General features: G+C 66.1%; 14 protein-coding genes. 1 reads left to right on the plus strand and 13 read right to left on the minus strand.

All coding sequences use genetic code 11. The annotated features are described in order from the left end of the window. Positions 1-19: 19 nt before the first annotated feature. The 8 genes from thiL to QU663_RS06715 form a co-directional block, all read right to left on the minus strand. Positions 20-1,015, minus strand: a complete 996-nt coding sequence (gene thiL, locus QU663_RS06680) for a thiamine-phosphate kinase (protein WP_021612601.1) — start codon at positions 1,013-1,015, stop codon at positions 20-22. Between the two features lie 46 nt (positions 1,016-1,061). Further along, positions 1,062-1,910 carry an RNA methyltransferase gene (locus QU663_RS06685; protein ID WP_034482091.1) on the minus strand — a complete coding sequence of 283 codons (849 nt, stop codon included), beginning with the start codon at positions 1,908-1,910 and terminating at the stop codon, positions 1,062-1,064. Between the two features lie 3 nt (positions 1,911-1,913). Beyond that, positions 1,914-2,294 carry a 50S ribosomal protein L20 gene (gene rplT / locus QU663_RS06690; RefSeq protein ID WP_009056730.1) on the minus strand — a complete coding sequence of 127 codons (381 nt, stop codon included), beginning with the start codon at positions 2,292-2,294 and terminating at the stop codon, positions 1,914-1,916. 27 nt (positions 2,295-2,321) lie between these two features. Then, on the minus strand, positions 2,322-2,516 hold the full coding sequence (gene rpmI, locus QU663_RS06695) for a 50S ribosomal protein L35 (protein ID WP_005871559.1): 195 nt from the start codon (positions 2,514-2,516) through the stop codon (positions 2,322-2,324). Between the two features lie 36 nt (positions 2,517-2,552). Then, on the minus strand, positions 2,553-3,140 hold the full coding sequence (infC, locus tag QU663_RS06700; protein ID WP_003792668.1) for a translation initiation factor IF-3: 588 nt from the start codon (positions 3,138-3,140) through the stop codon (positions 2,553-2,555). A 351-nt stretch (positions 3,141-3,491) separates the two neighbouring features. Next, positions 3,492-4,259 carry an SseB family protein gene (locus QU663_RS06705; protein WP_021612598.1) on the minus strand — a complete coding sequence of 256 codons (768 nt, stop codon included), beginning with the start codon at positions 4,257-4,259 and terminating at the stop codon, positions 3,492-3,494. After that, positions 4,256-4,981, minus strand: a complete 726-nt coding sequence (locus QU663_RS06710; protein WP_021612597.1) for a HisA/HisF-related TIM barrel protein — start codon at positions 4,979-4,981, stop codon at positions 4,256-4,258. The genes QU663_RS06705 and QU663_RS06710 overlap by 4 nt, the downstream gene beginning before the upstream one ends. Beyond that, a complete protein-coding gene (locus tag QU663_RS06715) occupies positions 4,978-5,625 on the minus strand; it encodes a hypothetical protein (RefSeq protein WP_021612596.1) in 648 nt (215 codons plus the stop codon). Before QU663_RS06715 ends, QU663_RS06710 begins: the two co-directional genes overlap by 4 nt. A 92-nt stretch (positions 5,626-5,717) precedes the next feature. Between QU663_RS06715 and QU663_RS06720 the strand changes: the two genes are divergently transcribed. Next, entirely contained in the window at positions 5,718-5,948 is a 231-nt protein-coding gene (locus tag QU663_RS06720) for an RNA-binding S4 domain-containing protein (RefSeq protein ID WP_009056720.1), read from the plus strand. A 65-nt stretch (positions 5,949-6,013) separates the two neighbouring features. Here QU663_RS06720 and dnaE read toward each other — a convergent pair whose 3' ends face one another. From dnaE to QU663_RS06745, 5 genes are all read right to left on the minus strand, one after another. Beyond that, positions 6,014-9,556 (minus strand): DNA polymerase III subunit alpha, encoded by a 3,543-nt coding sequence (dnaE, locus tag QU663_RS06725; RefSeq protein WP_021612595.1) that lies wholly within the window; start codon positions 9,554-9,556, stop codon positions 6,014-6,016. A gap of 120 nt (positions 9,557-9,676) precedes the next feature. Beyond that, a complete protein-coding gene (locus QU663_RS06730; protein ID WP_021612594.1) occupies positions 9,677-10,582 on the minus strand; it encodes an RluA family pseudouridine synthase in 906 nt (301 codons plus the stop codon). Positions 10,583-10,590: 8 nt separating this feature from the next. Next, a complete protein-coding gene (lspA, locus tag QU663_RS06735; protein ID WP_021612593.1) occupies positions 10,591-11,094 on the minus strand; it encodes a signal peptidase II in 504 nt (167 codons plus the stop codon). A 69-nt stretch (positions 11,095-11,163) separates the two neighbouring features. Further along, positions 11,164-11,742 carry a DivIVA domain-containing protein gene (locus QU663_RS06740; RefSeq protein WP_021612592.1) on the minus strand — a complete coding sequence of 193 codons (579 nt, stop codon included), beginning with the start codon at positions 11,740-11,742 and terminating at the stop codon, positions 11,164-11,166. A gap of 173 nt (positions 11,743-11,915) precedes the next feature. After that, the gene (locus QU663_RS06745) at positions 11,916-12,227 is read right to left on the minus strand and encodes a YggT family protein (RefSeq protein WP_009056624.1); all 312 of its coding nucleotides are present in this window, start codon (positions 12,225-12,227) and stop codon (positions 11,916-11,918) included. Position 12,228 lies beyond the last annotated feature (1 nt).

Consider the following 12,228-nt stretch of genomic DNA (forward strand, 5'->3'; position numbering starts at 1 on the left):
TCCAGCGGCCCACATCACACTAGTCTACGGAATCGGAGGAGAAATGATCCCACGCACCGCGCAGGACCTCGCCATCGAACATCGCACACGGCGTCTCCCCGGCCGCGCATTCGCGCGCGCGACCGATCGCCCGGAAACCCTCAGGCAGTTGTACATCGGGAGGGAATGCCGCGAGCATCCCATGTTCCTCGCCGCCCTGGAGCACCCACCACACGGGATCCGCCCGGCAGATCAGCGCCGGCCCCTGTAGCTTCCAGGCCTCCTCCTCGATCGAGGGCCGATCAAAGTCAATGACGACACCGGAGGCGGCGGCCATACGCGTCGCATCTGCGGCGGGACCGTCGGAGAGATCCATCATCGCGCGGGCGCCCGCCCCCGCCGCAGCCACGCCCGATCCGAGCGGAGGATGGGGAGAGCGGTAGGTCCGCACGAAGGGCTCGAGCTCCCCGAGCTCCTCCACGCCCCGCGCGCTCGGGACGACGTGGCCCCCCTCGAGCAGATCCAGTCCGGCGTAGGAAAAACCGAGGGTGCCGCTCACCGCGATCACGTCACCGGGACGCGCGCCGTCGCGGCGCACAACGGGCCCGGGACAGTATCCAAAAGCCGTGATTGAGACGACGAGCTTCTCCCCCGCGCTCAAGTCTCCCCCCACGACGCCCGCACCAGCCTGGCGCGCACGGTCCCCCAGGCCTCGGACCACATCGAGGAAGACGTCGGCGTCCATGCCGCGCGGAGCAACCACCGACGCCACAAGCGCCGACGGGCGCCCACCCATCGCGTCAATATCCGCGAGACTCTGCGCCGCTACGCGCTCCCCCACCTCGTATCCCGTCGACCACGAGAGGTGAAAATGCTGGTCCTCAACCATGACGTCCGTCGTCACAATAAAGGATCCTTCGGGAGCAGCCACCTGAGCACAATCGTCGCCGATGCCGATGATCGTGCGCTCGCCTCGCGGGAAAGACTCACGGAAGTGAGACACCAACTGGGCCTCGGACAGGTCACCTAACTTCATGAGACCCAGCGTAGTCGCGTGCGCACCGCTGCGCCGCAAAGGCCAGTCAGCTGTGAAGGCCTCGCACCGTCTGGGATGCGAACAGGCACGTCGCGGCCGCGCTGGCAACGTTCAGGGACTCCGCGTCCCCACTCATCGGGATCGAGACGAGCGCGTCGCACAGGCGCATGTCGTCACCCGACAGCCCCTTCGCCTCGTTGCCGAACACCCACGCGTGAGACTGCGACAGGCGGGAGCGTGCCGAGACGCCCTGCACAAACATCTGCGCCAAGTCGACGGATCCTCCGCCGCCGCTGGTCCCCAGCAAGGCGGCACCGCGGCCGTGCACGAGAGCGCGCGCTTCCTCAAAGGAAGGCACGACGCGCACGGGAATATGGAACACCGAACCGACGCTGGCGCGCACGACCTTCGGGCTCGAGGCATCCACCGTGCCCGCCACGGCGATGACGCCGACGGCACCGAATGCATCGGCCGTGCGAATGATCGTGCCGACGTTGCCGGGATCGCGCCCCTGAGCGAGCACGACGAGGGTCTCGCCCACGCTCGGCTCCGGCAGTTCACGCACGAGGGCATCGAGGGACGCCACCGCGCACACGCCCTGCGAATCACGCGAAAGCGCCGCCGAGACCTCGTTCGTGACGGGATGCACCCACCGGGTCGCACGCCTCGCAGCCTCCACGACGTCAGCGTGCGTGTCCCACGCATCCTGCCGCACGTACACGTCACGGACAGCGCCGGGGCGGAAGCGCGCGAGCTCGCGCACGGCCTGTGGCCCCTCGACGAGCATCAGGCCCGAGCGTGAACGCGCCGAGCGCCCGACCAGACCCGATACCCTGCGCACGCGATCGGCGCGGGGATTATCGAGAAGGGTCAGGCGCTCGGGAAAAGAACCCACCAATCAGGCCTTGGGGGCGTTGACGTCGGCGGGAAGCGCGTCCTTGGCGACCTTCACCAGGGCGTTGAACGCGTTAATGTCGGAAACGGCCAGCTCGGCCAGCATGCGACGGTCGACCTCGACGCCAGCCAGGTTCAGGCCCTGGATGAGGCGGTTGTAGGTCAGGCCCTGAGCGCGGGAGGCAGCGTTGATGCGCTGGATCCACAGGCGACGGAAGTCACCCTTCTTGGCCTTGCGGTCGCGGTAGGAGTAGACGAAGGAGTGAGTGACCTGCTCCTTGGCCTTACGGTACATGCGCGAGCGCTGGCCACGGTAGCCGGAGGCCTGCTCGAGTACGGTACGACGCTTCTTCTTGGCGTTGACAGAACGCTTAACACGTGCCATTTTCTACTGTTCTCCTCTAACTCGAGCTCACTTGCCCAGCAGACGCTTGACGCGCTTGACGTCGGCGGTCTCCAGGACCTGGTCGGTGGCCAGGCGGCGGGTCTTGCGGCTGGACTTGTGCTCCAGCAGGTGGCGGGCGCCGGCCTGCTCGCGCATGATCTTGCCCGAGCCGGTCGTACGGAAGCGCTTCTTAGCACCGGAATGAGTCTTGTTCTTCGGCATTTCTATTCCTTCGTTGTGAGGCGATGGGTATCGCCGTCAGTCCTGTTCGTCAGCCTTGTCGGCTGCCACTCGGGCCTGGTCCTTGCTGGCGCGCTCCGCGCGCTTGCCCCGACGCTCGGCGCGCTCGGCCTCGCGGCGCTTGCGCTGCTCGGTCAGGGCGTCAGCCTTGCGCTTGGTGGGGGCCAGCACCATCGTCATGTTGCGCCCGTCCTGACGGGGCATCGACTCGACGGTGGCGAGGTCACCGATCTCCTCGGCCAGGCGCTGCAGGAGGCGAACGCCGGCCTCGGGGCGAGACTGCTCTCGACCGCGGAACATGATCATGACCTTGACCTTGTCGCCGGCGGACAGGAAGCGCTCCACGTGGCCCTTCTTGACGCCGAAGTCATGATCGTCAATCTTCAGTCGGAAGCGGATTTCCTTCAGCTGCGTGTTCGCCTGGTTGCGGCGAGCATCGCGGGCCTTCTGGGCGGCTTCGTACTTGTACTTGCCGTAATCCATGAGCTTTGCGACGGGCGGCTTGGCATTCGGCGCAACCTCAACCAGATCGAGCCCGGCCTCTTCGGCCAGACGCAGCGCGTCCTCGACTCGGACGACGCCGACCTGTTCACCTCCGGGCCCCACGAGGCGAACCTCGGGGACTCGAATACGCTCATTGATGCGAGTCTCGCTGATGAGCGGCTCCTTCCACAGAATCCTTATGCGCGTAACAAAAAGCCTCCGTTACGCGACGCGCACGGAGGCTTCCAACGGGTCAACACGCACCGGTGCTGACCGCCGAACCCGATCCCCTGCGCGGCGCCCTGACGGGCGGCATCCCCTCTTTCGAGAGGCGGGTATCCAGGTGGGATTTCTCCGCTTGCGTTCCAGGCTTTCGCCCAGACGGTCGTATCAACCCTACCAGAGACGGTACACGAGCGCCAGATCAGCGACCGTTGCACGCCTCACGCTGTGCAGGCCGCGTCCGGTGCACACTCAGCGCAGGACGGGCGCGATCTCGACCCGGTCGGCCGAGGCGATGAGTCGGGGGTTCGCTCCCAGGGCGTTCAGGGCTCCCGACAGCGTCTCTTTCATCGCCGAGGCATCGGCCCCCTGGGCGAATCGCTCGCGGTCCACAGACACGACGACGCGGGTGAGGCCGTCGCCCGCGTAAACAATCTCCAGATCAACGATGGCCGGACACGCCGCGGCGGCCTCGGCCAGCAGGAGCTCGCGCAGGGAGCCGTCACGCCACGCGGGGAGCCACTCGTCCCCCTGCGCCAGGGCAGCGACGGCTGGGCGCGGCAGCAACACCGCGTCGGTGCCCGGGTTGACGACGACGCGTCCACCCGTCTCGACGAGGGCGGTCAGCCCAATCGTGCGAAAGTCCAGGGCCATCGGACGGGCTCCGGGGCGATGCGCGGACAGCGCGCGGACCGACGAATAGATGGCGAGCGCCTCCCCCGCGGGGGTCTGCGCACGCACGAAGTCGATCGGGTTATGACCGTTTTCTCCGGCGTGAACGCCCGTCACGCGCGGGTCCGGTTCGACGTCGATGGGAACGATGACGCGTTCAAAGACGAGGGCATCAACGAGGGCCTCAAGCCGGGCCGCTCCCCCGTCGCTCCCCTGCCCCAGCGCGAGCGCACGAGCGGTACGGGGCAGCCCCTGACCAACGTCAGCGCGGTCGTGGCTCATCATCGACAGGCGCTGCGCCAGTCGATTCTTCTGTTCCTCGGTGAGAGAAGGGGGCGCGGGGTTCATGAGAGTTCCTCGTATCCGGCAACGTCCAGTGCGTCGGCCAGGGTGAACGCACCCTGGTACAGAGCCTTACCTACGATGGCGCCCTCGATGCCGAGCGCGCGCAGGGCCTCGATGTCGGCCAGGGAGTTCACGCCACCCGAGGCGATAATGCGAGCCTGCGTCGCGTCGACAACCCGGGCCAGCAGCTCGCGGTTCGAGCCGCTCATCTGGCCATCCCGCGTCACGTCGGTGACGACCACGCGGGCCACGCCGGCCTCGTTCAACACGCGCAGCGCCTCCCAGACGTTGCCACCCTCGCCGCTCCCACCGCGCGCGGCCAGGCGATCCCCGCGCACATCCAGACACACGGCGACTCGCTCACCATAGGCGTCCACGGCCTCGCAGACCGCATCAATGTCACCCAGTGCCTGCGTCGCGATGTTGACGCGTTCGGGCCCCAGGGCCAGGCCGACGTCGATGGCCGCGCGGCTCACGATGCCACCCGACAGCTCGACGCGCGCGGGCGTCTCGCGGATCACGCGGGCCAAGAGCGCGGAATTCTCGCCGCGACCAAAAGCCAGATCGAGGTCCACGAGGTGAACCCAGCGTGCCCCGGCCTCGGCGAAGGAGTGAGCAACCTCGAGGGGGCTGCCCCAGCTCCCGGCGTCTACCGACCCCGAGGACAGGCGTACCGCCTGCCCGTCCGTCACATCAATGGCAGGAAGAAGCTCAAGGACCGTCATGACTGCTTGCGGCGCAGCCACCCAAGCGGGCCGCCGCCCTTCCGAGAACCATCGGCACTCACCGAATCCGAGTAATCGCCCGGCGTCGTGCGCCCCAACAGCAGGTCCTCCGTCGCCGCAGGCATTGCGCCGAGCAGCAGACCCGCGGGAATCGTCTCCTCCGGCTCGCCGCCAACGTAGCGCTGGGCCGAAATACGGCCCGACACTCCCGGCTCCACGCCGTCGCCCTCCACGAGCCAACTCATCAGCGCCACCGCGCCATACTTGGACAGTCGCGAGACGGCGCGGGCAACCTGATCGACCACGTCCGGCATCGGCCGCTGGCCCATCAGCAGCGCGTCGAGCTCCTCCTCGTCCGTCGGCGTCGTCTCAACACGCAGCCACACGGCAGTCCACGGCTTGAGACGCACGATAGACTCGCGGATGCCCGACAGCGCCAACAGCGAGTGCAGGGCCTCCGGGTAGGCGATCGGGGCCAACACCAGCGCGACCGACAGACGGCCACCCTCTAGGTGCAGCGACTCGTCAACGGGCGTATCGTCCGGATCGCGCGTCGGCTGAGAGGTAGCCGACGGCCCCGTCTCCCCCAGCGATGCGACCAGCGACTGGAACTCCGCATCGATATCGTCGTTGTGAGCGCTCACCGCTCCTCCTTATTGTGTGTCTCTCCCACCAAGGATACTGTTCCTCTACGCCCTCGCGCGTGATGCGCTCTCCACCAGCGAAAGGACCCCTCATGACGACCCCCACGATTCCCGTGCGCGGACAGATCAAACTCGGCCAATTCGTCAAGCTCGCCTCCCTCGCAGAGGACGGCGCGCAGGCCCGCGAACTCATCCAAGCCGGCGACGTGAGCGTCAACGGCGAGGTGGAAACCCGCCGCGGCCACCACCTGAACCCGGGGGACCTGGTCGAGGTCGACGCCCCCTGGGGACGGGCCGCCGCAATCGTCGGGGCCGCCTCCTAAACCGGGCGCGGGGGCACAGCCGCGCACGCCGACGAAGTCAGGATGCCCGCCTCGGCGAGCCTGCCCTACGAGCTGGTGACGACCCCGCCCGCGCCGACGACGGCCTTAATATGGCTGAAGAAGGCGCTCGTCTGCTCGACGCGCAGCTTCGGATCCAGCTCGACGACCGTCGTGCGGCCCGGTTCCGTCAGGTGCAGGCGCACCGGGGAACCGCCCGGGTAGGACTCGAGGACGCCGCGCAGGTCGGTGAGCAGCTCGGGCGTGCAGCGCGCCACCGGCAGGCGAAGGTCGAGCGGCAAGTCCGCACCGCCCGACAGATCCAGGAGGGTCATCGACTGGCCGTAGATGGTCATGCCCTCCTCGCGCACGTTCACCTTGCCCTCGATCTGGACGATGATGTCCTGAGCCAGGTAGGTCTGAATCGACTCATAGGAACGCGGGAAGAAGAGCACATCCACCGAGCCCGACAGATCCTCGATCGTCGCGATCGCCCACGCGTTGCCCTGCTTCGTGACCTTCGTCGTTACGCCCGAGACCAGGCCTGCGATCTTGACGATGCGATCAGCCATCGTGCCCTCCGAGCCCACGACCTGCGCGATCTCGTAGTCCTGGTGGCGCGCCAGAGCCGCCTCCACGCCACGCAGCGGGTGATCAGACACGTACAAGCCCAGCATCTCGCGCTCGGCCGCCAGCTTCGTCTTGCGATCGAACTCGGGCAGGTCCGGGATGTCGATCGTCAGACCCGAGCCCGACTCCTCGTCCTCCCCCAGAGCGCCAAACAGGTCGAACTGCCCGATCGCCTCGTTGCGCTTGACGTCGATGATCGCGTCCACGGCCTCGTCGCAACGAGCCAGGAGGGCGCGGCGCGTGTGCCCCATCGAGTCGAAGGCGCCGGCACGGATCAGGGACTGGATCGTGCGCTTATTGCACACCACCTGCGGGACCTTGTCCAGGAAGTCCTGGAACGAGGCGAAACGCCCCTTCTCAGCACGGGTTTCCACGATGGCGTCGACGACCGGGCCACCCACGTTCTGGATAGCGTTCAGACCAAAGCGGATCGCCTCACCATCAGGGGCAAAATTGCCCATCGACGAGTTCACGTCCGGGGGCAAGACCGTAATGTCCATGTGGCGACACTCCGCCAGGTAGAGGGCGCGACGGTCCTTGTTGTCCTTCGTCGAGGTCAGCAGGGCCGCCATGTACTCGGTCGGATAGTTCGCCTTGAGGAAGGCCGTCCAGTAGGAGACGAGGCCGTAGGCCGCCGAGTGAGCCTTGTTGAAGGCGTAAGCAGAGAAGGGCACGACGACGTCCCACAGGGCCTTGATCGACTCCTCGGAGTAGCCGTTGTCGACCATTCCCTGACGGAAGCCCTTGAACTGCTGGTCCAGGACCTCCTTCTTCTTCTTACCCATCGCCTTACGCAGGATGTCCGCCTGGCCCAGCGAGTATCCCGCCAGCTTCTGGGCGATCTGCATGACCTGCTCCTGATACACGATCAGGCCGAAGGTCGTTCCCAGGATGTCCTCGAGCGGCTCGGCAAGCTCGGGATGAATGGGCGTGATCTCCTGACGCCCGTTCTTACGCAGCGCGTAGTTCGTGTGCGAGTTGGCGCCCATCGGGCCCGGTCGATACAGGGCGCCGACAGCGGAGATGTCTTCGAAGTTGTCGGGCTTCATGAGCTTGAGGAGGTCGCGCATGCCGCCGCCATCGAGCTGGAAGACGCCCAGGGTCTCGCCTCGTCCCAGCAGCTCGTACGTCTTCCTATCGTCGAAGCTCAAGTGATCCAAGTCCGGGTCCGGCTTGCCGTTGATCGCGATATTTTCGAGCGCGTCGGAGACGACCGTGAGGTTACGCAGGCCCAGGAAGTCCATCTTCAGCAAGCCCAGCGTCTCACACGTCGGGTAGTCGAATTGGGTGATGATGGCGCCGTCCTGGGGGCGCTTCATGATCGGGATGATGTCGGTGAGCGTGTGGGAGCTCATGATGACCGCGCATGCGTGCACGCCCCACTGGCGGGTGAGCCCCTCCAGACCGAGCGCGTACTGAACGACCTCGTGCGTGTCCGGGTTCTCCTCGTAGAACTTACGGAACTCCGCGGCCTCGGCGTAGCGCTTGTCCTTCTCGTCGAAGATGCCGTGGACCGTGATGTCCTTGCCCATGATGGCGGGGGGCAGCGCCTTAGTCAGCTGCTCGCCGACCTTGAAGTCCTTGCCGAGGATGCGCGCGGAGTCCTTCAGGGCCTGCTTGGTCTTGATCGTGCCGTAGGTGACGACCTGGCTGATGCGGTCCTCGCCGTACTTGCGCTTGACGTAGGCGATGACCTCGTCGCGCCTACGTTCGTCGAAGTCGACGTCGAAGTCGGGCATCGAGATTCGCTCGGGGTTGAGGAATCGCTCGAAGATCAGGCCGTGGTCGAGGGGGTTGAGCTCGGTGATCTTCATGGCGTAGGCAACCATCGACCCCGCGCCCGAACCACGACCGGGCCCCACGCGGATCCCCTGGGACTTCGCCCAGTTGATGTAGTCGGCGACGGTGAGGAAGTAGCCGGGAAATCCCATCGAAATAATGACGTCTTCCTCGTACTGGGCCTGCTTGCGCACGGCGTCAGGGATGCCGCCCGGGAATCGGTCACGCAGGCCTCGCTCAACCTCCTTGATGAACCACGAGGTCTTATCCTCGCCCTCGGGGACCGGGAAGTCAGGCATGTAGTTCGCGCCCTCCTTCGTGGTCGTGAAATGCACGTCGCAGCGCTCGGCGATCTCGAGGGTCGAGTCGCAGGCGCCGGGCAGCTCACTCCACAGCGAACGCATCTCATCCGAGGAACGGATGTAGTAGCCGTCGCCGTCGAACTTGAAACGGTCGGGGTCGTTGATGCGCGAGCCCGAGTTGATACACAGGAGCGCGTCCTGGATCTTGCGATCATCGCGCTTGACGTAATGCGCGTCGTTGGTGGCCACGAGGGGCGCGTTCATGAGCTTGGCGATCTCGAGGACCTGCTGGTGGGTGCGTCGCTCGATGTCGATGCCGTGGTCCATGACCTCGACGTAGAAGTTCTCCGCCCCGAAAATATCGCGCAGCTGGGCGGCCTCAGCCACGGCCTCGTCCCACTGCCCCAGGCGCAGGCGCGTCTGCACGGCACCCGAGGGGCAGCCCGTGAACACGATGAGTCCCTCGTGGAACTGCGCGAGGAGCTCCTTATCGGCGCGCGGCCACTTGCCGAACTGGCCGTCCGTCGAGGCATAGGACCCCAGGCGGAAGAGGTTGTGCATGCCCGTCGTGTTGTAGGCGACGAGGGTCAGGTGGTTGTAGGAGCCGCCGGCGCTCACGTCGTCGGCGCGCTGCCACGGCTCGCCCCACAGGACCTTCTGACGATCGAAGCGCGACGTGCCGGGGGTCACGTAGGCCTCGAGGCCGATGATCGGCTTGACACCGGCGTTTTTGCAGTTCGTGTAGAAGTCGTAGGCGCCGAAGAGGTAGCCGTGGTCGGTCAGGCCGATCGCGGGCTGGCCGAGGCGCGCCGCTTCTTCCGCCATGGCCTTCGTCTTCGCTGCCCCGTCGAGCATCGAATACTCGGAGTGATTGTGGAGGTGCACGAAGGAATCAGCCATGCGTCGATTCTACTGTCCGGGACCGCGCCGGGGCCGCGCGACTCCCGGGGGCGCGCGGTCGTTCATCTCACGGCTCACCGACGAGGCCGGGGCCGGGTGACGCGGGCATATTCCCCCGCGTCAGTCGCGGGGGTGGCGCAGCGTCTCCAGGGCGGACTGAAGGTCGGCCGGATAGGGGCTGGACACGCTCATCGGCATGCCCGTGCGCGGGTGTGCAAAGCCCAAGCGCACGGCGTGGAGCCACTGGCGGGTGAGCCCCAGACGCTCAGCCTGAGTGGGGTCCGCGCCGTAGAAGGTGTCGCCGACACAGGGATGGCCGACGGCCGCCATGTGAACGCGGATCTGGTGGGTGCGCCCCGTCTCGAGGTGGACCTCGGTGAGCTGGGCCCCCGCCATGAGCTCAAGGGTGTCGTAGTGGGTGACGGCGCGCTTCCCGCCGTCGATGACGGCCATGCGCCATTCGCGCGAGGGGTGGCGCCCGATGGGCGCGTCGATGGTACCCGAGGCGGGGTCGAGGTGGCCGGCGACGACCGCGTGATACACCTTCTCGATCGTGCGCTCCTTGAACGCGCGCTTCATGACCGTGTAGGCGAGCTCCGACTTGGCGACCATCATCGCCCCCGAGGTGCCCACGTCAAGGCGGTGGACGATACCTTGGCGCTCGGGAGGCCCGTAGCTGGTGATCCGATACCCGGCCGCCTCGAGATTGCCCAGGACGGTGGGTCCCTCCCAGCCGGGCCCCGTGTGGGCGGCGACACCAACGGGCTTGTCAACGACGACAATGTCCTCGTCGTCGTAGAGAATCGCCATGTCGGTGACGGGGGTCGGCTTGCTCTGAGGCTCGGGAATAGTGACCTCGATGATGTCGAGGGCGCCCAGGCGATCCGACTTGCCGGCCGCCGCCCCGTTGATCAACACGAGCCCCTCGCCCGCCAGCTCCGCGCAGCGCGAGCGCGACAGGCCAAGCATGCGGGCCAAAGCGGCGTCGACCCTCTCCCCCACGAGCGCATCGGGGACGGGAAGCATACGCGAACTCACTGGGCGTCCTCCTTCGAGGGTTCACGGGACAGCGCAAGGGCCAGCAGAGGCGCCCCAAGGACGATCCAGATGTCTGCGACATTGCCCACGAACCAGGTCCCGTAGGCGATGAAGTCGGTGACGTGGCCGACGCCGAAGCCAGGCTCGGCGGTCAGTCGGTCGATCAGGTTTCCAACGGCCCCACCCGCCAGCAGGGCGATCGCCAACAGCGTGGAGGCACGGTGAACGCGGCGAGCCATCACGACCAGCGCGCCGAGGATGACGACGGTGAAGATCGTCAGAATCCATGTCTTGCCGGCAGCGAAGGAGAAGGCGGCACCCGAATTGTGCACGAGGGAAAGCGACAGCCACTGCCCGAGGAGCGGGCGCGGCCCCTGGCCATCGAGGGCGCTGCGCGCCCAGATCTTTGACGCCTGATCGGTGGCGATAGCGGCAACGAAAACGAGGCCCGCATACATCCACGTCACGCGGGTGTGGGTCGGGTGGGAGGAGTCAGCCATGGTTCCCTATCTTAAAGATCGGCGGCGGCACACCGCAGGGTGCACCGCCGCCGATCGAAGCGATTGCGTTCAGTTCTCGCCGTTGCCGACCTCGTTGAGGAGGGACTCGAGGTGGCTGCGCAGGTTCGTGCGGTACTCGGACTCGAAGGTACGCAGGCCGTTGATCTTGTTCTCGAGCAGCTCGCGCTCCTGCTCGAGCTGGTTGAGCAGGGAGTCCTTCTGCTTCTGGGCGTCGGAGATGATCGAATCGCGCTCGGCGTTGGCCTCGGCGATGATCTTGGCGGCCTGCTCTTCGCCGTCGCGCACGTACTCGTCGTGGACGCGCTGGGCGAGGGCCAGCATGGAGGTGGCGGACTCGGCGTCCTGCGGACCGGTGAGGGCCGGGGCCGCGGGGGCGGGGGTCTCGACAACCGGGGCCGCGGGGGCGGGGGCCTCGGCGGGACTGAAATCGGAGTTGGAAAGCTCGGCGATGCGGCGCTCCGCGGCCTCCAGCTTTTCCTTCAGATCCTGGTTCTCCATCTGCAGGGAGTAGATGGTGGAGACAACCTCATCGAGGAACTCGTCAACCTCATCCTGGTCGTATCCCTCGCGGAACTTGACGTACTGGAACTTCTTGTTGAGGACATCCTCGGTAGTGAGCAGGGCCATTGCTTCGCCTCTCGGTCGTTTCGATTGGACACGCGGAGTCCCGCATGTCTGGACGACCGGGAAGGCCGCCCGCTATCACGTCACAAAAATAATAACCGATATTGTCACACTAGCAACATTCATCACGGGGTGAACGCGATTTATGTGCGAGCTCTCATGCCTAGTTATATTACCTATTGGCTAATAAAATAAAGGAGAGTCACGAAGCGCTGCGCAACGATAAGGACCAAAAACAACAGCAAAAAACCGATGTCGATGGTCATTCCGTCGCCAATCCTCACCGGCGGAATGAAACGACCAATCCAGCGAACCGGCGGGTCGGTCAGCGCGTAGAGAACGTTCGCGACGACGAGGACAATCCCGCGGGGGCGCCATCCGCGCACGAAAAATGGAATCCACTCCAGGATGACGCGCGCGAACAACACCATCATGTACAGGTTGATGAGGACGCTCAGGCCCCACGCAACCCACGACAGAACGACCACG

This window comes from Schaalia sp. HMT-172, from assembly GCF_030644365.1.
Taxonomy (GTDB): Bacteria; Actinomycetota; Actinomycetes; order Actinomycetales; family Actinomycetaceae; genus Pauljensenia.